The sequence below is a fragment of the Streptomyces lydicus genome, from assembly GCF_004125265.1.
Lineage (GTDB): Bacteria > Actinomycetota > Actinomycetes > Streptomycetales > Streptomycetaceae > Streptomyces > Streptomyces lydicus_C.
The window spans coordinates 3288371-3314308 of sequence record NZ_RDTE01000003.1; the positions used below are offsets into that span (position 1 = coordinate 3288371).

General features: G+C 71.2%; 1 protein-coding gene. It reads right to left on the bottom strand.

Going from position 1 to position 25938, the window contains the following annotated elements:
• Positions 1-25929 carry a scabin-related ADP-ribosyltransferase gene (locus D9V36_RS16855; protein WP_129294503.1) on the bottom strand — a complete coding sequence of 8643 codons (25929 nt, stop codon included), beginning with the start codon at positions 25927-25929 and terminating at the stop codon, positions 1-3.
• Between the last annotated feature and the right edge of the window lie 9 nt (positions 25930-25938).

Here is a 25938-nt window from a genome sequence, read left to right on the forward strand (position 1 = left end):
TCAGAGGGCCTCGGAGGCCGCCGCGTCCGCCTCTTCGACCGTGCTCTTCGGGCTCGCCTTCGTCGTCTTGCGGGCGGCCCGCTTCTTCGCGGGCTGCTCCGCCGGGGCGCCGACCGGCCCGGCCGGGCTGAGGCTGCCGAACACCACCCCGGGGGAGCCGTGTCCGCGGGAGGTGGCCGGGACGGGCGGCATCTCCGCATGCGGCTGAGGGCGCAGCACGCCCTCGGCCTGGTCCCAGAAGGCACGGAAGCCCGCCCAGACCTCGTTCTCGGCCTGAGTCGTGGTGAACGGGTTGGCCCGCCCGCTCTCGCCACGCTGGGGCGGCTCGGCACCCGGACCATACAGCCGCTCCAGCAGCGGCAGCAGCTGCGGGAAGTTCTCCCGCACCCACGCCGCGCCGTTGTTACGGGGCGCCTCCGTGTACGGATCGATGCCCCCGTTCGTCCCCAGATAGGCGTTGGAGAGCTGAGCGAAGAACTCGTACTGGTTGTGAGACGAGTAGTTGGGGTCCGGGTTGACGCCGACAGGGTCATACCAGTAGCCGTCAGGCCACTTCCCCGCCCAGCCCAGCGCCAGATTGGCGTCGAAGACCTCCTTGATGAACCTCCGGTCGTCGGCGCTCAGCCCCCGCGTGTGGATGGCGTGCGCCAACTCATGCGTGACGCTGGAGTAACCGTCATCGTAAGTACCGGCGCCGGGCACACTCGTGGTCTCGCCCAGCAGGTTCTCCTCAGCGGCCCCGACCTGACCACGCCTGAGGTAGCCGCGTAGCGAATCGACGGCACGGCTGTCCACAGTCAGGGTGCCGCGCAAGCCGAGGAACGGACCGACCGACGTCAACTCCGCATCCCGGGGCACCACGAAAATCCGGCTCCCCCGGCTCAGCAACCGCCCCGCCACCTCCGGGTCACCCAGCATCGGCGCTATCCGGTTCACGGCCTCACGCCGCACCGAGAACGGCTGCCGCACCCCCTCAGGGATCCGCACCATCAACCGGGCAACAGTGGCAGCGAAGTCCTCGGCGGACAGGCTCTCGCACAGATCCCGCACCAGCGCCGGATCGGAGGCCAGCGCCTCCACATCGGCGGCAGGCAGCAGAGCCAGCTCCTCCGCACGCTCGTCCTGCGGCATGCCAGGCAGCCGGCCGGCCAAGTCAGCGAGCACAGGCGAAAGCGCGGCCGGCGCGGCGACCGGCGACTCAGCCGACTGCCCGTCGACGCCCTGCGCCACGCCCGACGCCGCCGCGCCGGTACCACCGATCACCTGCTCCCTGGTCGGCGGCGCATACCCGGACTGCCCTTGAGACTCGGGCTCCAGGGGAAGGCCCACCGGCGACAGCCCGCGCATGCGTCGACTCTCGTTGTAAAGGTCGACGGACAGGTGCGCGACCGTGTCGTGGGTGCGCAGGACGTCCTGCGGGGTGGAGTGGATGGACTCAAGGGCGCGGGCCTCCAGCCGGACCACCCGCGGTTCGAGGTGCGGCACACCGCCAACGGGGTTGCCATCGAGCGTGTTGTAGCAGGTGCGGACCCCCAGCGCCTCGTACTGGTCGATGACCCGCGACGGGTTCTCCAGCAGCAGGTTTTCCCAGTACTGGCCGGCCGTCGCCTGGGGCCGGGTGTCATCCATGATCTTCGGCAGAGGCCGCTGCAGCGCTGTTCGCGACTTCTGGAGACTGCGCAGGAAGCCGTCGGTCAGCCAGTCCTTCTCATCCTCCAGGAAGGCGCGGGGCACCTCCCCCAGCTCGCTCCGGATGGCGCCGAGGGACTCACGGGAGATAACAGCCGTATGATCCTTCGCCAGTACCCGGCCCACCCCGCCGATCCGGCGCACCGTGGCGGCGACCTGGGTGTAGCCGAGGGCGAGGGCGCCGGTCAACTCGTCCGCGTCCCACGCCCGCACCTGGCCGGCGATGCGCGGAGGCATCGTCAGCCACCGCTCGAAGCCGGCCCGCGCCCAGAGGGCATACTGCTCCGCTGCTTTCGCGTCCTGGTACGCGATCTGTACCGGCTCCGACTCCTGGCGCATGTTGGCGGTGACGTGATCCAGGAACTTGAGCACACCGGTGAGTGGGCTGGTCGACGTGTGGTGCACAACCATCGAGCCGTGCAGGTTGCGCCTCACCGGAAAGTCCGCCGCGACCGGGTCGACCTGGTATCCGACCGACGTGGGGAAGACGCGCGACAGACTGTCTCCCGACCTGGCGTTCTCCAGCCGCTGCATCACGTCGTACCAGGCGGTCACCACATCGGACCTCTCGGCCCGCCCGTCGTCCTGTCCCCACGTCAGGCCGCGGGCCGGGCTGGTGACGACCTCCGCGACGACCGTGCCGTTTTGTCCACTGTCCAGGGTGATGTGCAAGAGACCGGGCAGCCTCACGATGGCGCCCTCGACATCGCCGAACGTCTTGAAGTGCTCCCCAGGCGGCAACACCACCTGGAACTTGTGCAGTTCGGTCTCGAAACCGCTGGCCGGGGCGTAGCCCGCGACCTTGGGCGGGCGCGGGCCGGCCGGAATGAGCGACATGGCCGCGCCGCGCGTGGCGGAAGCCGTCGGCTGCACGCCGGACTGCCTCTGGTGCCCGTGGCCGGAGGAAGCGTGCCGGCTGGACCGGGAGTGGGATGACAACTGCCGTATCCGGTCGCGTACCGCGTTCTCCAACTGCGTCACCGCGTCCCAGCGGCTGCTCGTCCTGTCCGCAGTCTGCTGCCAGCCCCGCACCGCGAAGAGCACGCCCGCCAGGTCCTGGGCGTCCGGGTGGCGGGGCAGGCCGGCCACGGCGTTGTCGATCGCGCGCAGCGCACCGGAGCGCCTGCGACCCGATACCGACGAGAACTCCATCCAGTCGCTGAGGGGGTCGAGGCCCCCGCGCCGCGACGCCGGCGGAGCCGGCAGGGAGTCCGGAACCTGCTCGGTGACGCTTTGCCCCGACTGGGCACCCGTGTAGGCCACGTATCCGGTCCCGGCCGGCCAGGTGTCGTCCTGGGCCGAACCGTCGGCTGCCGCCTCCGGCGACAGCCGGAACCACGCGTTGCCGGGAATGACGGTGGTGTCGCCGTCGTCGAACACGGAACCACCGGGCGGGCCGAAGATCCCGAGACCGGAGATGCCTTCCAGGCGCTCCGACGGTACCTCGATCTCCTCGGCGTACTCACTGGCGCTGGCCGGGACGAGGACCGGAGCTTCGATTTCGGCGGCCATCTCCGAAGCCCACTTGACCAGCCCCCCAGGGGTGTCCTCGACCGGATGCGCGATCACCAGCCGCTGCCCCGGCGACCAGCCCAGATGAGGCAGGAGCGCCTTGAACTCGGCTGCACTGAGCCGCTTGTTCCCGCCGAAGCCGAAGGCGTTCGGCACATAGGGGCGGCGCTTGAACGCGACCATCGTGACGAAGGCATCATCGCCGGGGATCATGCTGTGCAACCGGGCGGCCGTCGCTTCCTCCCCGTGGTCGGCCGCGTCGTCGGTGGAGCGGAACACCGCGCCACCGGGCATCTTCTTCAGGAAGACGCTGCCCAGCGATTCCAGGTCTTCCAGACCCGGAATCCCGGCCGTCTGCAGCAGACCGGAGGAAGCGTCGTCGGCCTGCCGGGCCCCGAGACCGCCGTACCACGGTGTCACCGCGAACCGGGCCATGACCTGTTCGCGGTCCTCGGCCCGCCAGAAGATCGTGTCCAGCATGGTGCGCATGCGGGCGGTCTGTTCGGGCGCGTCCGGCTCGAAGACCGTGACCGCCGGCCCACTGCCGGCATGACGCACGCCCTGCACCACGACGGCGTGCGCGCCCACCTCCTCGTGGCCGGGGGGCTGCCAGTCCGGGACGTGCGACATCCGCAGAGCCGCGTGCACCAGACCCAGCGCGATCTTCACATTGGTCTGGATCTCGGCCTCGTCCAGGCTGCCGTCCGGCTGCCGGAACTCCACGTGGTCGGAGCCGTTGCCCTGGACGCACTTGAAGCTGAGCGCGTCCTCGTTTCTGCCGCTCGGCGTGTCCCAGACGCCGTGGTATCCGTCGTGCCGCTCAGGCAGCGGCCGGGCGTACTTCAGGCCCCGGTGGCCGTCGGCACGCGGGTTGGTCCCCAGCCGCACCAGCTCGTCGTGATGGCCGGTGAACAGCCCCCGCAGCCCCTCGTACGGCCGGACGTCCGTGCCGTACTGACGGGTGCTCACGTGGACATGCGAGCTCGTCCGCTTCGTGATGCGTCCGCCGTGCTCGCTGATGACGCCCACCGCGGTCCGCAGGTCCTGCCACGTCTGCCCGGTGTCGCGCAAGATAGGAGAAATCAGCTCGCCGTCCACCGTGGGGTCGGTCTCCAGGCGCCACCCGTCCCTCGCATCCGTATACCCCTCGTCCACCGCCCGGTGGTACCCGTGAACATCGGTCTGGCTGGTCAGCCCGGCCTCTCCCAGACCGGCGATGATCGCCGCACGGGCATCCGCCTTCTGCGCATCAGTGAAGTGCTCAGGCAGATCGAATTCGATCTCGATACCGAACTCCAGACCACCCCGGTCCGGGTCGGCCAGGCCGCCGGTCGCGTCCTCGAGCATGTACGGGATGTGCGGACCGCCCTTCGCCACCCGGCCGGCGACCTGCCCGACCACCCGCTCAAGCACCTCAGGCGTCGTCTCCGTCGCACCGCCCATCGCCGCCCACCAGGCCCGCGCGTACTCCCGCACCACCGAGGCCGGGACCTGCGCGGAGTCACCGCCGGGAACCAGCCCCTCGGTTCCCTGCGGCAGCCGGGATCGCAGAGCCCGCAACAGCACCTCGTCGGCCTCCACCATGGCCGACTCCCCGGCCGACTCCCCGGCCGACTGCCGGCCGGCGGTGTCGTCGGGCGCACCCCCACGACCGCGGGGAGGCAGACCGAGTTCATGGCGGTGGCGGTCGGCAAGGGCGCCGGCCTCGGCGCGGCCGCCGCCCTGCACCAGGAGTCCGGCGACCTCCCTCACAACGGCCCGATACGGGTCGCCGACGTGCCGGGAGTCGGCGCGTACCGGGTGCAGCTCCAACGGCAGGACCAGGGCCATGGCAGTGCCCCAGGCCTGGGAGGCGGCTTCCTCGCCTTCCCCGGCAGCATCCGGTGCCGCGTTCGCGAAGTCCGCGTACGCCTCCTGCCACATCCTCCGCGACGCCTTCGCCGCCACGGCGTCGAGCACCTCCGGCCACGGACCGGGGCGCACCATGAGCACCCGCACCTGGTTCACCGGCTCCAACGACCCCAGCGGGAGCCCGCCCTCGCTCTGCGCCTCCCCGGCCCGCCCCGGGGGCGGCGAGACGTCCGCCGCCCGCAGTCCATCCGCCGTGACGAGGCCGTACGGATCGACGTCCGCGTCCGACAGGTCCTCCGCCAGACTTTCCGGCAGGTCTTGCGCCGTCACCTGCGAGGCGATCCACCGCCGCTGGGCGTCGTCGCGGCGGATCCGGGGGACCATCGATTCGGCGTAGCTGCTCAGCGGGTGCTCGGGCGAGGCCTCCGCGGCCACCTCCCCGTCGGAGCTCGGGAGGCTGCCCAGAACCGCCCTCTTACCCTTGTCGACGGCCGGAGGCCGCGGCCCCTCGTGCAACGGAGCCTCGGACGCAGGCGCGCTCTCATCGTCCGACATGGCCTTGGCCGCAGGCGCGTTCTCGTCAGAGAACGCTGCGTTGATCACGTCCTCGGGCGGCGATGCCTGCTGATCCCGACCGCCCGTCTCGTCCGAAGGAGCCTCGGTCACGTGCGCGGTGGTGTCCTCCGCACCCTGGTCTTCCCCGGACCCGACCCAGGTGCCGTGCGGCGTCGACAGCTCTTGCCGGAGCGGCAGAGGTGCACGTCCCGGCGGTATCTCCCCCACCGGACCGGACGACACCGCCCCCACACCCGAAGACAGCTCGTCGAAGACATCGTCGATGGCGTCCTCGATGGAGCCCGAGGGCTGCTGCTCGGCAGGGATCTCGACGCCGGCCTGGTCCTGGTCGTGGTTTTGGCCTTCGGCCCGCGCGGCGGTCCGCCCCGCTGCCAGGGCACGATCGCCCTGCAGCGTCGTGAACGCCTTGCCGCCCTCGCGCAGGGCGGCGCCCTCCTCCGCCTCGAAGGTGAGGTGCTCGGACAGTATGGAGGCCGTGTCGTGCGTTTCGGCGCTCCACGGCCCGGTCTTGGCCGACTGTTCCTCCCGCTGCTGCTCACCGCCGCTACGGACCATCGACGGGGTGAAGGGCAGGTGGACCGGGCCGTCGGGGGTGCGCAGGACCAGGGTGACGGGGCGGTGGGCGAGGCCGGTGGCGTGGGCCGCGGCGCCCATGAGAGCCGAGAGGGCTTCGGGGAGTCCGGTGCCCGCGGCCTCTCGCGCGTCGGCGAGCGTGCCGGCGGCCAGCAGGGCGGTACGCGCGCCGAGCAGCGCCCGCCGGGCCGCCGCCGGGACGTCGCCGGGGTCGAACCAGACCTGCGGGGCGGTGTCCTCGTCGGTGAACGCGGCGGCGAGCTGTTCCCCGAAGGTCTCGGGGTCCCGCACCCGGTCGGAGGCCTCGTGCGCGGCGAGGACGGCCGGGGCGTCGTAGACGTTGGGGGACGGCCGGGGCGGCATGGCGGCGAGGCCGAGGCCGAGGGCGTCCTCCAAGGTGGCCCGCGCCACGACGTTGCCGGTCACCCACCGGGTGCCCTCGGGGCCGCTGACCTCCAAGAGCACGTGCGCGGTCACCGTGAATCCGAGCACGCCGCTCTCGTCCTGTTCCTCGTCCGCGTTCTGCGACAGGCCCGTGCCGTACTTGATGATCTCGCGGCGGAAGCTGGTGACGCCGGTGGACTGGCCCGTCGTGATGTTCTCGCCCGCGACCGGGACCGAGCCGCTGAAGGTGTCCGTGTTCTCCGTCGTCAGCCCGCCGCTCAGCGGCACGTTCACGCCCGGTGAGTACGTCTGGCTGCCGGTGGACGAGGCGCTGCGGATGGTGGTGCGCAGCCCCATCAGGGTGATCGAGCGGCTGGCGGACTCGGTCTGCGGCCGGTAGAGGGTCAGCTGGATCGACGCGGAGCCGCCGGACGGCAGCTTGCCGGTGAAGCGGGAAGCCTGCGCCGGGGTCAGCGTGACCTTGCCGGAGCCGACGAGGTTGCCGATGCGGAGCATGGTGGCCTCGTGGGACTCCGAGGAGTCCGGCAGGCCCGCGCCGCGCAGGGCGGGGTCGACGGTGCGCAGCGCGTCGGCGAGTTGGCCCACCGCGTCGAAGTCGCCCACGATCAGCGTCTGTTCGGGCGTCCAGCGGGCGGTGTCTGCCAGCGGATCCGGAGCCGGAGCCGGAGCCGGGGCTGGAGCTGGAGCTGATGTCGGGTCCGTCGTCGGGTCCGCGGCCGGCTCCGGGCGCGGGAGGGGCCGGATCTCGCGTGGGTCGCTCTCGTGGATCTGCGGGGTCAGCAGCTCGGGCGCGGCGGACCACTCCACGGTGCCGTCCTCGCGCTCGTACGGCGTCTCGCTCGCGGGGAAGCGCAGCTTGACGGTGACGGGCGTGCTGGAGACGGGGGTGCCGGACGGGGGCTCCCAGTCCCGCACGGCGGTCTCGGCGGTCGTGGCCGGCTCGGCGGTCTCGCGCTCCGTGTCGGCGGTCGTGGCCGGCTCGGCGGTCTCGCGCTCCGTGTCGGCGGCGGACTCGCCTTCCGCGGCGACGACCGGCCGCTCGCCTGAGGCGGTCAGCGGGCCGAGGGGAATCCCGTCGCCGGAGGCGGTGGCCGGCATGGGCAGTGTCTCCTCCTCCGCCGGGGTGCCCGGCGCCCGGCCCAGGGCCCGTCCCAGCCGGCGCGGCACGCTCGTGATGCCGTCGGCCAGGGCGCTGATCAGCCCCCGCAGCCCGGTGGTCTCACTCGCCGACAGCGCGCCCGCGGCCAGCAGCTCGGTCAACTGCCCGAGCGAGACGACCTGATTGACCAGGAAGCCCGGCACCGTGTCGGGCAGCCGCTGCGAGGAGGCGGCCACCCGGTACTCGTACTCCACCCCGAACTGCGCCGACGGCGCATAGGTGCGCAGCCACTGCTGGCGGTTGCGGGAAAGGGTGAGGGAGGTGGAGCGGGAGCTGTTCGAGGAGAAAGACGCCGAGACCCCCGCACTGCCCGTATTGCCCGTCCCCGTCGCGACCGTGTAGCCGGCCGACGGGCTGAGGCCGAGGGTGAAGGTGCCCGACCGGGAGGCCGTGCGCGTCACCGAGCTGGGTGCCGAGGAGTAGATGACCTCCACACCCGACTTCGGGCGCAGCGCGCCGCGCACGTCAGCCAGTTCGCGGTGCGGGGCCGGGCGGGCGTTGACCGCCAGCGTCACCAGGTACAGGCCTCCCCAGCCCCTGTAAACGAAGGTGATCGGCCGCTGCCACTTCTCGGTACCGGTGCCGGCCAGCGCCCGCATGCCGATGACCGAACCGACCTCCGCGATACGGGAGTGAAGGCCGTGAACCTGGCTGCCGCTGCCCGGGGTGAGCGAACCGGGGGCCTCCCGCGTCGCCTCGGCACCAAGCGCCTCGACGAACGCGTCCAGCGCACCGGCCGGGACGGCTTCCGGCACGGTGGCGGGGCCCAGGGCCCGCCCCTTCGAACGGACGAAGTACGGCGGCAGGAGCCGGTCCAGCTCCGGCACCACGTAGGGCAGTCCAGCCAGCGCCGCCAGCCGCGGATCCTCCCGTACGTCGGTCTCGGACACCCAGAAGACCACGCCGCCCGGCACCCGCTCCGCGCTGGCCCGGGCACCGCGCGGACCGAGCCCGACGGCGTTGGCCGGAGCGTTGCGGTAGCCCTGGGCCAGCGCGAAGAGATAGGTGATATCGGCGCGGAAAGCGTGCAGCGGTTCCCTGGCATCGGCGTTCATCCGGTCGGTGAACACACCATCGGTGTCCGTCTCACTCCACGACACCGAGAAACTCTGGCCCCCGCTGCCCGCGACCGTGCCCGAGGCATCCCCGGCAGTACGGGTGCCCGAACCGCTGAATCCGAACTGCACGGTGCGCTTGCCGCTCCTGCCCCGCCAGGCCGAGTCGGCGGCAGTGACATCGCTCTCCATCCAGTCCTCCCCCGCAGGGAGGCCGGGCCCCTCATAGACCACGTCATGCAGGTAGCCGCGCACCTCCCCCTGGGTGTCGGTACCCAGCAGGGAGCCGGCCGCCCCGGCGTCGAAGACGTAGACACCACGCAGGATCTGAGGGGAGCGGGCGAGAACGACGGTGCCGGACAGGGCGGCCCGGCCGGCCTCCTGGGCAGGGCTCTCCGGGTGCGTCAGGGACTCACCGAGCGTGACATCCTTCAGCCACCGGGCAGGCTCGGTGACGAACGACGGCAGCATCCGGCCCACCTGACTGCCGTGCTCGGCAGTCCAGTTCACGATCCGCGCCAGCGCCCCGGGCTCGGCACTGCCCTCGGGGAGGCCGCCCGCCAGGAACCGCTGGAACGCCGTGAACAGCTCGGCGCTGCCGAACGCCACGTTGACGTGCGCGGCAGCCGGGAGCAGCAGAGCCTCCTCGGGCCGGTTGCCCTCCTCGTCCGGCTGCATCCGGGCCAGCCGGAAGTCCTCGTCGGTGGCGGGACGGCTGGAGGGCGCGGGGAGCGGGGCCGGCCGCTCGGCGAGAGTGCGGGCCAGCGGGACGGTCACCGCGAGGTTGCCGCCCCGCGCGGCGGACGTCCACACGGGCTCGGTGCCCCGTCCGAAATAGAGCTCCGCGCAGTGGGTGACCGGAATATCGAACTGAGCCAGGCCGGGCTGGGGATACACGAGCATGTCCAGACCGAAGCCGGAAGAGGAGCCGGCCGTGTCCGCGCGCTGCCCGCCGATCGAGGCGCTGGAAGGGATGCCGCCCTTCATCGTCGTGTCGCCGGACACCGGGCCGTGAGCCTCACCGGAGAAGTCACCGGACAGCGTATGCGTGGAGGTGACCGACTCGCCGCCCCCCGCGTACATGCCGTTGCCGTTCAGCGAGGACCAGTTCGGGAAGTTCCTGCTGTGACGGGGGAAGGCGCCCTCCTGCGGCTTGGCCCGCACCACCGCACAGGCCCGCCAACTGTCGTACTCGAAAGGCAGGTCGAAGTGGATGGGGTGTCCCGCGCTGATCATGTCCCGCGCAGCGCTGCGCAACCCGACCTGCGAGCGGGCCAGGGACAGCTTGCGCTGGTTGGCCGCCCAGGCCTGGAGAATCTTCTTGCGGCCCACCTCGTCCATCCAGGACAGCGACCGGCGTTCGGCCGGGGGCAGCAGCCCCAGGGCGCGTACCTGGGTCTCCAGCTCCTTGAACTGCTCCTCGGTACCGGTGATCTCAAGCGGTGTGGTGAACACCCCGAACGAGCGCAGCTCCAGCGTCTCCGGCGGCAGGTGCCGCTCCTGGCCCGGCAGGACGGGGACGCCGTCGACCTCGGCCCGGCTCGGCACCCGCAGAAGGTGACTCGCGGGCCGGCTGAAAGTGAACGCATCGGTGCGGCCCCCCTCCGGGAAGACCAGCACGGCCTCGAACTCGATGTCCGCCTCCACCAGGAGCTGCGGGTTCTCGCTGACGAGACCGAACCAGTCATACGCCGTCCCGCCCGAGTTGAAGGCGCGATCGCGCTGGTACTGGTAGGCACCGGAGAAGGCCGGACCGCCGCCGACGCCCGAGCCGCCGGGGTCCGCGAAAGCGGGGGCGAGGGAGAAGCCCGGCTTCACGGCGTTGGACACCGTGTGGGAGTTCTTGACACCCACCGTGTAGAACACGCTGTTATCCAGCATCACGTTCTTCGACCTGGCCAGCACCTCAGGGTTCAGCCACGTCAGCCGCGCCCTGACCTCCATGAAGGCCAGCGGGTCTCCGGCGCGGTCCTGCAGCACCGGTGACGGGTAGGCGTTGGCCAGCATCAGCGGCAGCCCGGCACGCTGGTTGTTCTCCGAAAGGAATTCGCCAAGCTCCCGGGCCGACTCCGGCGACAACCGGCGCAGATGGGGGCGCAGTTCATCGGCCGCGACGATCTCGTCGTGCAGCGCGGCCGGGTCGCGCACGGTGTCCATACGCATCGGCAACACCCCGCCGGCGAGGGTCTGCGGATCGGCCGGCAGCTCCTCCGCCGACGCGAAGAGCGAGCCGAACGGGCGCGGCTCCGGGTCCTGGGTGAGGTAGTCCGGGAACAACGCGGTGAGCCGACCGGGGGCGGGCACGGGCACGATGCCGCCCCAGCCGTCGTCTTCGGCCGCCTCGTCGGTCTCGGGGGCGGGGGCGGAGGCGGAGGCCGAGAGTGGGCCGTCGAGCGGCTCGACCTTGATCTGCGACGTGATGCCGTAGTCGTAGGCGCGCGACGGTTCGGCGGCGAAGGCCAGCGCGGACGTCGCCATGTAGTCCCGCACGACCGTCACCGAGATGGCTTCCTGGTTGTGCGTGAACGTCAGCTTCGGGGTGAAGCCCAGGGACGCCAGCCCGGGGATCCCCGAGCCGTTGAGCGGCCAGGTGCGGCCGTAGGAGAGCGGGAAGCTCCGCACCGTCTGCCGTCCGCTGGTGTCACTGGACGAGACGGTGGTCTTGTTCCGCTCCTCGATCTGGACCCGCCGCCCCTCGGGCACGTCGGAGGCCATCGCCGGTGCGGGCCGGGCATCCCCGAGATCGGGTCGCCAGGCCACCTGGTACCGGCGGCCCCGGTAGGTCACGATCCGGACCATGCCCTTGACGCTCAGCGCATACGGCAGCGCCTCCAGCACCGCGTCCTGGGTGTACTCGGCCGCCACCTCCTTCTCCAGCGCCGCCATGCCGCGCTGATCCTGCGCCTCCAGGTCCCCGGCCGACCCGCCCTCGACCGCCTGGTGCACGGCGCGGACGGCGGCGCTGATACGGGCGCGCTCCCACTCCAGCGTCTCGTCCGGGAACGGCATGACATGCACCGAGCCCAGGAGCCCGCGATGCCCGCGGCCGAAGTCCGCGACCATGACGGAAAGACCGTCAGGATCGGACGACACGTCCGAATCGGTCACGTCGGACTCGGAGCCGACGACGGACCCGGACTCGGACCCGGACTCCGATTCCGCGTCACTGCCGGACTCACGATCACTGTCCCGGTCCGGGTCGAGCGCCGGTTCGGTCTGCTGCTCGACGGGCGGCGACGTGCGGCCGGACATGTCTTCGGACCCGGACTCCGGCGCGGACTCGCCGCGCGCCCCGTCGACGTCCTCCACCGTCGCGGGGGCGGCGGACTCGCGTACGGGAGGCGGCACGGACAGCGAGGACACCTCCCTCACGGGGGCCGTCGTCAGCTGCGTCGTCGACGGGGCTGCCAGATCGACGGCGGCGCGCGGGGCCGCTGCCGTCCAGGCCTGTTCTGCGGCGGACGGGTCCTTCCACCCGGCCTCCGAGGCGGCCTTCACCGGCTGATGCCCGGCGGTGACCTCGGTGCTGTTGCGGGGCCCCGGCAGCGTGGCCGCGGCCCGCCCCGGTATGGCGTCGTAGGCGAGGGCCGGGATGTCCGGGACGTGGTGAGCGGACTTCGGGCGGTGGAACAGCCGCCGGAGGCGCGACCTCCACTCGGACCAGCGTCCGGTGGTGGTCTCCTCCGGCAGGACGGGCGGGGCGGGGATGCCCTCGTTGGCCGGTCCGAGGGCGGAGAGCTCCTCGACCGACGGAACCTCGGTCGTGGGCGCGCCCACGAAGTCGTCGAAATGCTCCGGGAACCGCGACGTGAACGGCACCTGGCTGACTGCCTCGTTTGACGAAGCCTCGTCCGCAGGCGCGCTCTCGTGGTCCGGCACGGCCTTGGCCGCGGCCGCGTCCTCGGCGAACGCGCCGTCGATCAGCTCCTCGAACGACGACGTCTGCGGGTCCTGACCGGCCGTCTCATCCGACGCGGCCATTGACCCCAGCGCCTCCTCCGCGGCCAGCGCATCGCTGATCAGCCGATCGAGGCCCGGCTCCTCCTCCGGCACGGGCCGGCTCACCGCCCCGCCCGACGAAGTCCCGGTCGCGGGCGCGGTGGTGGTCTCCGCGTCCTGGCCCGCGGACCCGACCCAGGTGCCGTGCGGCCACGGCAGACGCACCGCCGGAGCCGACGCGTCCGCGTCCACCGGTACCAGGTACAGGCCGCCCTCACCGGCGACCTCGCCCTCCGTCATCAACTGCGGCGGCACCACATGCAGTCTGTACGACGGAGCGTCGAGGTCCACCGCCGGCGGGTCCTCCGCGATCGGGGCCGCCGAGAAGACGATCTCCCCCGTGTCCGCGCGCAACCGGCCCCCGCGGTCGTGCACGAAGTCCAGCCCCTGCCTGAGCCACCCCCCGGCATACAGCGGCTCGGCACCGGGACGCGTGATGTCACCATCGGCGGTTATCTCGTACCGCGGGTGCTCGGACCGCGGCGGCAACGACCCCACAGGCGACCACGGGCGGGGCCGCACGACCACAAGCCGCCCCGACTCGCTCTGCGGCACCTCGGGCACACCGGCCGCATCGACCTCGGTGACCTCACCCCTCGGCCAACTCCCCACATCCTCGGGAGCCCCGCCAGGCAGACCGAGGCCCGTCGTGGTGCCGAGCCGAGCCTGAATGACCCGTGTGTTACGGGGCCCCGGCAGCGACTGGTGGATCTTGGCGTCGCTGCCACTTCCCTCGACGGCCTCCTTGAGCGGCGAGGGCGCGTCCAGCATCGGCTCGATCCGGAGCCCGGATGCACCGCGGCCGAACAGAGTGCGCCAGGAAGAGCGCGCCAAGCCGGCGGAATCGCTGAAGTTGGAGTAATCGGAGAGGCGGTCCGCTGAGCCCAGCCAGGGGACCCCGTCGATGGCCTCCATATCGGGATCGAGCTCGATGGAAAAGAAGTGGACGCCCTCGTACAACGGCCTGTCGCTCACCCGGCCGTACGCGCCGTCGACCCAGAAGACCTGGCCGCCGTAGTTCAGCGCGTTGACGGAGTGCATGTTCCCGTTCGGACGCTGGAAGTCGATGATCGCGGACGAACCGTGCCCGCCCCTCAGAAGCCGCCCCTCGACCGACGCCCAGGCACCCCTGGAACGCTCCGCGTCGGACATGTGGTCCGGGAAGTCGTGCCTACGCCAGCCCGACCCGAGCCAACGTGACGTGGTCTGCCGGCTGTTCTCCTCCAGCATCAAGTTGGGCCCGCGCGACTGGGTCGGCGCGGCCACGGTCGGGCGGCCCTGCCAGCTCACCAGAACGCTTCGGCTCGCGTCCTCGCAGTTGTTCTGCCGCGTGGGCGTAGCGGCCGCCTGGGGGTTGATGTACTCGATCCACCTCGCGGAACCCGCGCTGGTGCCGTGGCGGTTGGTCGGAAACGCCCGGTTGACCGACCGCATCAGCCCCACCCGGCTGAACGATGCGCCCCGAGGGTCGGGGAACCGCTGGAAATCACCCCGCTCGTCGCGCGGGAACACGTCTTCCAGGTTCTGCTGCTCCGCCGGCTGCGCCCGGTCCAGGCCACTCCCCTGCCGGTCGTACGGACGGAACTCCTCCAGCGTGTCCGCCGGAGGGGGGAAGATGAGGGGGGTGCTGCGGGGAGTGCTGCGGGGAGCACTGGTGACGTTGCGCCCAGACGACTCGCCCATGCGCAGCGACCCCAGCCTCGACGGCGCACCACCACGCAACCTCACCGGAGCACCCGACACGATCGTCTGCGCGATCGCCGCACCCTGAGCACTCAGCGTCTGCCCACGAATCCAGTCCGGCAACGCGTCACGGAACTGCTCGACCTCATCCCGCGACGGCCGGTACCACCCCTTCCCCCGCAACCCATCCAGCTCCCGCTGGACCTCCGCCCTCAAATACTCCAGATACTGCTGCCGGTCCCGCTCCTGCCGCTCCGCCTCGACCTCACGCGCCGCATGAGCATTCGGATTCGACACCGTCTCCAGCACATTCCCGGCATCATCGAAAACGGTCACCCCGGAAATAAACTCCGGCCGAACCCCCTTCCAGAAAGCAACCTCCTGCTGATTCGCATACGCATACCGCGGAAGACTGCCCAGAAAATCGTACCCACCCGGCGCATTGATCGTGTACCGATACGTACGACCATCCTTCATCGCCCACTCAGGACGAGCACCCTCCTCCGCAAACGTGCCATCACGCGTCGTACTCACCAGCGCCGTATCAATATGTTCCGCTTGATAGAACCGAAGACTCACCGGACGCTTACCGTTATGCGGACGGAACCCCTCAACAAAAATCACCTCCCACGAACGAGAATCCCACCGGAACAACGGCTCCAAATCAAAACGATAAGCAATCCGAAACGCCTCAGCCCCCGCACTCGGATCACCCAGAAGCTCCCCACTCCGCGCAAGCGGCATATCCTCCGGCCGCGGCCCATACAGACTGCTACCAAAACCAACCGTGGGCTGCGGAGTAAAAGTAGTCTCCCGCCCAAACCTCGTATATTCCTCCTTGAAAAACTCCTTACTCACCGGATCCTCATCATCCGACGAATACCACTCACTCGACACCGACGGAGGACGAGAAAACTCAGGACGACCCGCCACCCCCGACGGACCCGCACCCGACGGACCCGCACCCGACGAACCAAACAGACCCGCACCCCACGGCTCATGCCCACCACCCGCCGGCGCACCGCCACGCAACCTCACCGGAGCACCCGACACGATCGTCTGCGCGATCGCCGCACCCTGAGCACTCAGCGTCTGCCCACGAATCCAGTCCGGCAACGCGTCACGGAACTGCTCGACCTCATCCCGCGACGGCCGGTACCACCCCTTCCCCCGCAACCCATCCAGCTCCCGCTGGACCTCCGCCCTCAAATACTCCAGATACTGCTGCCGGTCCCGCTCCTGCCGCTCCGCCTCGACCTCACGCGCCGCATGAGCATTCGGATTCGACACCGTCTCCAGCACATTCCCGGCATCATCGAAAACAGCCACCCCGGAAATGAACTCCGGCCGAACCCCCTTCCAGAAAGCAACCTCCTGCTGATTCGCATACGCATACCGCGGAAGACTGCCCAGAAAATCGTACCCACCCGGCGCATTGATCGTGTACCGATACGTACGACCATCCTTCATCGCCCACTCAGGACGAGCACCCTCCTCCGCAAACGTGCCATCACGCGTCGTACTCACCAGCGCCGTATCAATATGTTCCGCTTGATAGAACCGAAGACTCACCGGACGCTTACCGTTATGCGGACGGAACCCCTCAACAAAAATCACCTCCCACGAACGAGAATCCCACCGGAACAACGGCTCCAAATCAAAACGATAAGCAATCCGAAACGCCTCAGCCCCCGCACTCGGATCACCCAGAAGCTCCCCACTCCGCGCAAGCGGCATATCCTCCGGCCGCGGCCCATACAGACTGCTACCAAAACCAACCGTGGGCTGCGGAGTAAAAGTAGTCTCCCGCCCAAACCTCGTATATTCCTCCTTGAAAAACTCCTTACTCACCGGATCCTCATCATCCGACGAATACCACTCACTCGACACCGACGGAGGACGAGAAAACTCAGGACGACCCGCCACCCCCGACGAACCCGCACCCGACGAACCCGCACCCGACGAACCAAACAGACCCGCACCCCACGGCTCATGCCCACCACCCGCCGGCGCACCACCACGCAACCTCACCGGAGCACCCGACACGATCGTCTGCGCGATCGCCGCACCCTGAGCACTCAGCGTCTGCCCACGAATCCAGTCCGGCAACGCGTCATGCAACCGCGCAACCTCGTCCCGCGAGGGCGGCTGATACTTCCCCTTCCCCAACAAGTAATCCAGCTCCCCCCGGACCTCCGGCATCAAATCCGCCAGATACCGCCGGCCCAGCCGCCCCCCCTGCGGAACCGACGAACCGGACCTGACCACCGTGGACGGGTCGGCGACGCCCTCCTCCTGCTGGGTCTGGGCGGCCGTCTCGTCCGAAGGCGCCTTCGCAGCCGTGGACGGGTCGTCGAAGACATCGTCGATGGCGTCCTCGATGGAGCCGGTCGTCTCCTCGGCGGCCTGGTCCGGGTCGTGGACCTCCCTGGCGGTCCGGCCCGCTGAGAAGGCGTCGGTGGTGGCCGCCTCCTTCTCTCCCCACGAACCGGAGACAGTGCGGGGCGCGAACAGTTTGCGGGCGTTCAGCCAGTCGTCGCGGCTGTTCTTGGCGATGCCCTCCAGCCGGCTCTCGGTCATCGGCCGGTCGTCGTGCAGCGCCGTGAACGCCTTGCCCGCGCCGTGCAGCGCGGCGCCCTCCTCCACCTCGAAGGCGAAGTGGTCGGGGAGGACGGAGGCCAGGTCGTGCAGTTCGGCGCTCCACGGCCCGGACTTGGCCGACAGTCCCTGCGGCCGGGAGAGCGCGGGACCGACGACCGAGACGAAGGCGGCCTGCACGCGCGCGTCGTGGCCTGCGCGGACGCGCGCGATGTGCTCCGAGGTGAGGAGATGCGACGGGGGGTCCGTCTGCCGTGCCTTCAGCGCCGCGTCGAAGACATCGCGGCCCTGTTGCCGGGCCGCCTCCCAGGTGGCCTCACGGAGGATGCGAGCGTCCAGCTCCTGCTGTCCGATCAGCTTCCCCAGGGCCTGGCTGAAGGCCTTCGCCTGGCCTTCCAGGCCCGCGGTGCGGGTCGCGCCGTCGCCGAAATGCGTCTTGTACAGGTCCAGGGCCTCACGGACGAGGCTCGCCTGCACCCTGGCGTGGACATCGATGGTCAGCGGAGCACCGGTGAGCTCGCCGAAGCGCGGAGCGGAGTCCTGGCCGAGGGCCTGCTGCGGCTGCCAGGACTCCAGCGCCTCGCCGGATCTGTCGGAGACGGCCTGCAGGACGCCTTCACGCAGCGCCTGGTGCGCGACTCGGCCCGGCAGCCCGCCGAGCACCTTGTCGGCGCGCTGCTGCCAGTCATCCAGACGGTGGGCCGGCGACTGCTCGGTGTCCTTGGCCGGTTCACCGTCGAACGTGTCGTGGAACGCCTCGTCGAGCGCGGTCTGCGCCGAGGAACGCACCGACGTCCAACCCTGCGAGGACAGCTGGAGGTCACCCGAGCCGAACCGCGGGCGCGCCACCGCGTCGTCGCCGGCCTCGTGATTCCGCAGAGCCCCGTCCTCGAACGCGGCGAACAACGCGTGGGCACCGGCGTCCAGCTGCTCCTGGGGCTGTGCCGCGATGTTGTCGAGGACCTGGTCGATACGGTGCACTGCCTGCTCGTAGGCGACGCGCCCGGCCAGTTGGTCCTTCGCCCACCCGAGCGCCTCGCGCCACAACCGCATGCCGAGCCGCGTCGCCTCCTGCGGGTTGACGCGGAGGTCGGAGCCGACGGGTAGCGCATTGTGCACGGCGTCGGTGAGGCGTTCCTTGAGCAGGGGCCACACGTAGGCCATCGCGGCCTCCGGGACCGAGACCCTGGGCGACCGGGTCAGCGCGTCCGGAGAACCGTCCTCGAAGGCCTGATCCTGCGCCGTGCCGTACGTGGCCGCGTTGATCCGGTCGAGGGCCTTGTGCCCATGGTCCAGGACCACCTGGAGCACGCCCTCGCGAGTGAACGCGTCGGCGAGCCTCTGCGCCAGGTCCTGGGAGTCCTCGGCCTGGGTGAACACCTCCCTGGCACGGCCGTTGAGAACGCCCCGGCGCACCTGGTCCTGGAGGGCCTCGGGAACCTGCTTTCCTTCCGTCCCCTGCGACCAGGCGGCGAAGGCGCTGCCGAAGGCGCTGCCGAAGGCGCTGCGTTCGTTCGCGGCGAGGGCGTACGGGCCCTCCTCCGGCGCGGGCCGTCCGAGCGTCCCGTGTTCAGCGGCGGCCTGTTCGAAGGATGCCTGCTCGGCGGCGTACTCGTCGGCCGCTTTCGCCAGTTCGGCGCCGTACTTCTCGTGGAGCCGGATCTGCTCGGCCTGCCACGTGGCGTTTCGCCAGTCGTCGGCGCCGATGTGCGAGGGGGACGGTATGAGCTCGGGCCGCCGCCCGGTGGTGTCCTCGCTCCGCCATGCCTCCGCCTGCGCCGCGGTCTGCTCCGCCAGCCGGGCCTGGACGTAGGCGTTCCGCAGGTCCTTGGTCTGCTCCCGCATCCAGGAGCGCGTCTCGGGCCGGGCCGGGGCCGTCCCGGCCGACTCCTGAGAGGCCACGAGGCCGTCGAAGTCCTGGTGGGCGAGGTTGCGGGCGCTGCCGGCCTCCTGCAGCGCGCCGAGCTGCCGACGGAAGTCCGCGGCCAGGGTGTCCCGGGCGCCCGGCCCCTGCCGGCGCAACCCGTCGGTGAAGTCCTTGAGGAGGGCCCGGCGCTCCCGCTTGTACCAATCGGCCGCCCTCGGGTGCCAGTGGCCGAACGGGGCGTGGTGCTCGGCGATCTCCCTCAGGTCAGCGTCGAGACGGCCCCCCTTCCGAGCCTGTGCCATGAGATCCAGGGCGTTTCGGCGGAGGTCCTGCGTGAGGCTGCCCCGCTGCTCCTGGGTCCGCTGCGCGGCGTCGCTGAGCGCCTTGGCCTCGGCCTTGTCGTGGGCCTGTTCGGGGGTGGGCCGAGGGCCGGCGGTGTCCTGCCCCGCTGCCTTCCACCTCTGGACGAAGCCCTGCTCCAGCCGGCCCACCTGGTCCCCGTACCAGGCGATCGCGTCGGGGTCCCCCATCTGACTTCCCAACGCGATGTCCGCGGCGTCCTCCCGACCATGCATCTCGGTGGCCGAATGGAACGCCGCGTGTGCCATCTGGTCTTCGCGCCAGTCGCGGTACGCCTGCTCGTAGCGCGGCCGGAAGTCCTCGACGAGTTCGTCCAGCGGGCCGGTCCCGGCGTCCTGGTGCTCCTCGGCCGCGTGGACGCGCGGCACCGCGGCGGCCGTGAACTCGTCCTTGAGCTGCTGGGCCTGGGGGGAACCCTGGAACTTCCCTCCGGGGAAGGAGGATATCTGCGGCACCGCGGAGGCGACGTGCCGCTCGAAGCGCTCATGGGCCACGCCCTGGGCGAAGTTCTCCCGCTCGGCGGCGTGGAGCCGGGTGTCGAGCTGCTCGGCCAGGTCGCCGAGGCCGCTGACCTGCGGCTCGCTCGTCCGCGCGGTGGCGTACCAGTCGCGGACCGCGGCTGCCTGGGGTGCGCCGTGGAGGTCGGGGTGAGCATCCAGGCGCTCCTCGAACTCCTGGTGGGCGGAGTCCAGTTGCTCGACGTCCGCACGCAGGTCGTCCAGCGCGGCGGCGGCGTCGGACCGGGCGGCGGAGGGCGGCTGCTCCTCCTGCTGCTGCTCCTGCTCCTGCTCCTGCTGCTGCGCTGCCTGCTGCTGCGTGGTCTCGTCGTGCTGCGGGACGTCGGCGTACTGCGTGGCTTCGGCGTGGTCGGTCTCGGTCTCGGGCAGGTCGGCCGGCGACACCTCCGCGTCGGGGTGCGCGGGCGCCGCCTCCTGCTCGGGCACGTCCTCGACCGTCGGCGGCTGGTAACCGTGCTTGCCGGATGAGGAGCCGGTCTGCGGCACCGGCTCCGGCTGGGGCTCGGCGGCCGTCTCCTGCCCGGCGGCCATCTGCTGCTGCTCATGATCCGGCGCCTGAAGCAGTTCATCGCTCCCCTGGACGGCCGGCGGCGCGGGATCCCGCAGATCCTCGGAGGTGGACTGCAGCACCTGCTGCGTCACCTGCTCCGGGTTGACACCGAATCCCTGGAGCTTCTGCTCAGCGTCCCTCAGTTCCTTGGCCGCCAGGTACGGCAGGAACATCGCGCGCGTGTGCTGCCACGTCTTCGCCTCATTCCCCAGCTGCCGAACCTCGATCTGGACCTTCCCGGTGTTCTCCGAAGCCTGCCGGTACTCCTGCCACGCCTTGACCCGCTGCTCCGCCGTACCGGACGTACCCGACCGCTCGACGATCCCCTTCTCGGTCTCGCTCAACTGCGGCAGAGCGTTGGTCTTCTGCTCCTGGACCTGCTGGGGGCTCTGCTCCTCCTCGGGGCCGCGCGAGGTCCGCACGCCGCCGCCGTGGCTCACCGCCGTGGTCTTCGGCGGCGCCGCGGGACGGTCCTGCAACTGCTGCAGCCGGCCGCCCTCCGAGGCGCCCTGGGCCGGCCGATCCACGCCACCCGCGGGGGCGGGACGGTCGCCGGCGGCCGGAGCCCCCTGTCCCTCGGAGGCGTCGGAACGCTCCGCGCCACTCTCCGGCGCCGGGGTCTCCCCCGACTCCGGCTCGCGTGCCGGGGCCGGGGAGTCGCCTGCGGGGCTCGCGTCCGCACCACTCGACGGGCGCTGCTCGGGGGCGGGCAGCGAGTCCAGCTTGCTGCCGAAGGCGTCCGCGCCGTCCTTCTCGTGCTTTAGCCACGCCTCGATGTTGTGCTCATGCGGGGCATACAGGTCGTCGTAGGTCTTGGCCGTCTCCTTGCGGAAGTCGTCAGCGGTGCCCTCGGCGACCTTCTCGTCCAGCCGGCGCTCGGGGTCCGCGTCGTACCGCAGCGGGTGGTATGCCTCGGCGCTGTGCTCCAGCTGTTCCCGCAGCATCACCTCGTGGTCGAAGCGGGCCTCCAGGGTGGAGTCGATCGCCGCGAGGTTGTCCTCGTAGGAACGCGCGGGCCGCGACGCATCGCCGTCCCACCTGCCGGACTTGTACCCGCGGAAGTCCGGGCCATGGAAGCTGTGCCCCTCGCTGTTCTCGAAGATGTGCTCGTCCACCGCCCTCTCGTTGACGTTCCGCAACTCGGTGGACAATCGCTCCCGGGCGTCCTGGGGAAGGGACCGGAAGCCGAAGGACTCATCCTCGAACTCCTCGAACTTCTGCTGGAGCCGCTGGTCGAACCGCTCGTTACGGAACTGCCGGAACTCTGCGTGTCCGACGCGCTCCTCCAGGGCACGCAGCTGCTCGTCGACGTGCTCCCGCCACTGCCGCCCGAACGCGTGCGCCGTCCGCAGGGACTCGGGGTCGGGACGGTCGTTGAGTCCGGCCCGTTCGCGTTCGGTCTGGTAGTAGCGGTGCAGGTCCTCGTCGAGCTCGCGGCGCATCCGCGCGAGATTCTGCTCGTCCAGGACGGTGGAGATCTTCTGGTCCTGCCGGTTGCCGGTCCCGCCGCCCGGCGCCTCCTCGCCGCTGGTCCGCGTCGACACGGGCGACGGGTCGGGGCCGGCCTTCCCCTCCCCCGGCCGCAGCGCCTCCGACCCCGGCCCCGACGGCGGCAGCGTCGGCTCTCCGGCGTCGCCCTCGTCCCGACGCGGTCCCCCCGGCGCGTCGTCGACGTCGGTGTCCGACCGCGTTCCCGACGGTGCCGGCTCCTCGGCGGCCGGGTGTTCGGCGGCAGCCGAGGCCTCCTCGGTGAAGTGCGTCACGCCCCGGGGGCTGTCGTCGGAGGCCGGGTCGAAGACGGAGAACTCGTCGTCCTCCGCCAGCCTCCGGTCCACCTGCCGGTTCACCCGGTCGACCTCGCTGGTGGCGTCCCACAGCGATGCCAGCCGCTTCGGCAGGTCCTTGACCAGCGCGCCGACCTGGTCGTCGATCAGGTCCTCGCGAGCCGCCTTGTCGCCCGGGTGTGCCTCGTGCGCGCGGTCGACGATGCCGCGGATCCTGGCGAGGTGGTCCGCCCGCAGGTGGGACAGCGAGGTCGGCACGTACCCGTCCTCGCCGGGGCGCGGCCTGCCGTTGTCCGTGTCGTACGTCGGGTCCTTGAAATGCTCCGTCTCGTAGTGCGCGAGGTCCGTCGGGACCTCGTCGGACTCGCGCAGGAAGTCCTCGTCGCCGAGGTCGCCGCGGTCGCGGAACGTCTGTACCGCGCGGTCCAGTTCGCCGTTGAAGTGGGTCATCTCCCGATGGCGCCCACTGGCGTGGGCGAAGAACTGGTCGGCGTGGTCGGCGATCTGCCGGTAGCTCTGCTCCCAGGCCGCCTTGTCGAGCCCTTCCGGGCCCCGCGCGTTCCACTCGTTCTTGAACCGTTCCAGGACCGCCCGGTGGAAGTCGTGCTCGGCCTGCGCGTAGCCGACGCTGTCCTTCGGCAGCCCCCGGCCGCCGAAGAGGTCCTCCCTGGCCCAGTTCTCATAGCCCCTGAGCAGGTCCGTGCTGCGGTCGTTGTCGCGCTCGAATTCCAGCAGCCGTGCGGTGCGCTCGTCCCGGTCGGCCTGGTAGGCGTTCCAGCGCTCCCGTCGGGCGATGCTCTCCGCGAGCGGGTCGGCGGCCGGCTCCGGCGACTCGTGCGAGGTGTCGTGCGCGGTCTCGTGGGAGGTGTCGTGGGAGGTCTCGTGGGACGAGTTGTGGGACGAGTTGTGGGCCGACGCGTCCGGCGTACCGCCTTCGGCCGGGTCGTGGGCCGGCGCGGCGGGGCCCGCGGCCCCTCCGTGCTCCTCCGAGGTGACCGAGGACGCGGGCGCCGCCGGCCGCCGCCCGAAGGAGTCGGCCGTGCTCTCGGACCCGCTCGGCCTCATGGAGCCATCGGAGGTCACCGACCTCTGGCCGTCCGACGGCCGGCTGTCCGATACCCGGTTGTCCGACGCCTGGCCGCCCGGCCGCGTGGGGGTCCCGCGCTCGGTCACCGGACGCGGCGAATCCGTTCGCCCGGCTCCGCCACCGGGAGCCTCCCGCACCAGGCCCTGGCTCGGAAGCTGCGTGCCCGTGGGGCCCGTCGTGGTCTCCCGTGTGCCGTCCACGGACCGGCCGGCAGGTGCACCCGGCGCGGTCGGTCCGGTCGGCGCGGTCGATCCGGTCGGCGCGGTCGATCCGGTCGCCGTCGGCTCGCCGCCGCGCCTCGCCACTGGCTGCCACGGCCCATCGCCCGTGCTGAACCCGGGGTAGGGCTTGACCTGTTGTTCGGGGGCCGAGCTGGTGCCGTCCTCGGTCTCGTGGTCCCGGGTGGTGTCCGGCTCGGACCCGTTCCTCGACGCCGGCTCAGCAGGCCGCGCGCCGCCACCCGCGCCGCCGGAAGCCCCGCCCGGCAGTCCGACGGGCGCCGCGCCGCCTTCCTCCGGGTGCGCCCTCTGCGGCGCACCCGGTTCCGAGCCGACAGGGTCCGAGGACCGCGGCGCCTGGCCCGGGACGCCCTCGTCCGACCGCGCCGGCGGCACACTCCGGCCCGGCCCGTCGCGGTCCGACCCACCGTGGCCCGGCCCGTCGTGGTCCGACCGGGAACCCTGCGGCGCGCCCTGGTCCGAGGACCGCGGCTGGTCCGTCACGCTGTGCTCCGGCCCACCGTGCTCCGACCGCGGTCCCTGCACCGGGCTCTGGTCCGCCCCGTCGTGGACCGACCGCGCGCCCTGCGGCGCACCCTCGACCGGCACATGCGGCCCCGCCCCCTGCGGCGCACCCTCGACCGGCACATGCGGCCCCGCCCCCTGCGGCGCACCCTCGACCGGCGCGCCGTGGCCCGCCCCCTGCGGCCCGCCCTCGGCCGGCGCGTGGGGGCCCGGCTCACCCACACCGTGTGAAGGCTGCGCGCCCGGCCCGTCGGTCGTCGGGAAGTTCGGCCGCTCCGGCGCCGGCGCGTGCGTCGACGGCCCGTCCTCGAACCCCCGCAGGGGGGCATGCTCGGCCGACGGCATCCCCGGGTGCGGGCCGGTGCTCTGAGCGGGCTCGGGGGCACCCGGCTCGACAGCGTTCCGCCACGACTCCACCCGGTCGCCCGGGGATATCGCCGGGTTCTCCAGCGGCCCCGGCTTCTGCAGGTTCTCCGCGGTCAACGGCGTCCCGCCGGAAACACCCTCCGCCCGGGACGGCGCGTCGGTGCCGGACGTCTCGGGCACCTGCCGGGTGTAGGGCGCCTCATGGTCGTCGATCGCCGAAACCGTCACATCGTCGCGAGGCACGCCCGACATCGACGAGACGTCCGACATCGACGAGACGTCCGACCGGTTCGCGAAGTCCTCACTGCCCGAGGTTGTCCGCGAGCCACTGCGGCCGGCGCCCTGGCCCCCCGAGCCCGGGGAACTCCCCGACGCCGAACGGAAACCCTCCGAAGTGGCCGGGTAGCCGGCCGACGTGCCCTCGCCGGAGGATGACTCCGGGGCGGAGGAGCCGCGCGAGGAGGCGGGTGCGTCCACCGAGAGGCCGTCGCCGTTCGAACTGCCGGCCCTGCTGTCCGGGCCCAGCAGACGGGCCCTGCTGCCGTCGGAGAACAGCGACGGACTGTTGTACGACGAACCGCCGTCGCTGCCCAGCGACCGATAGCCACCGCGCGTCTCCGGCCCGCCACTCTCCAGCGGAATGTCCTTGAAGCCGCCCTTGCCCGACCCGGCCCCCAGGTCAGGAAAATCGAACTTCGGCGGGTTGGTGAAGTTCTTGAAGTTCGCTGTGAAGCTGCCGTACTTGGCGGTGATCTTGGACTTCACGGTCGGGATGTGGCCGATCGCACCACCGACCGCACCCGCCAGGAAGCCCAGCAGGGGGGAGCCTTCCATGTTGAACGCCGCGTCGGTGGCCGCCGTACCCGCCGCACCACCGAGACCGCCCAAGGCCATCTTCCCCAGCAGCGAGCTGATGACCTTCTGCCCGATCTTGGTCAGGCCCGCCCCGACGAAAAGACCACCCGTGATCGCACCGTTGATCGCACCGGCCCCCGCACCGATGCCCACGAGAGACCAGTCCATCGAGTGGCGCCGGTGCTGGGCTATCTGGATGCCCTGGAGCAGCGCCGACAACCCAGCACCGACAGCCGCGTTGACCCCGACGGCTACCGCCAGACGCTTCAGGATCATCGCGATCACGCCGCGGGCCGTAGCGACTGCGGGCTCCACCCCCTCAGGGCACCACCAGATAAGGAAGGCGACCTCGGCCGCCACCCACGCCAGCATCGCCAGGATCATGTACTTGGAGTACTGGATGTTCGTGGCGTAGTCGTCAAGACCGCCGGCCAGTTCGTCGGCCGACTCCGCGAGTTTCTCGTGGTTGTCGATCAGCTTCTGGAGGAACGCCTCGAACTGCTCCGACATCCTGCCCGTGACGCCCTGCCGGAAGTCCGCCCGCACCGTCTTGAGCTGGTCCGCCGCCGACCGCATGTCCTTGGCGTAGTCCCGGTGCTTCTGGGCCAGGTCCCAGCACTTGTCCTCGTCGGCCTCGGGCCACTCACCACCCGTGATGTCGGCAATCCACTTCAGCCCGTCCGGCAGGATGATGCTCACGCCGACACA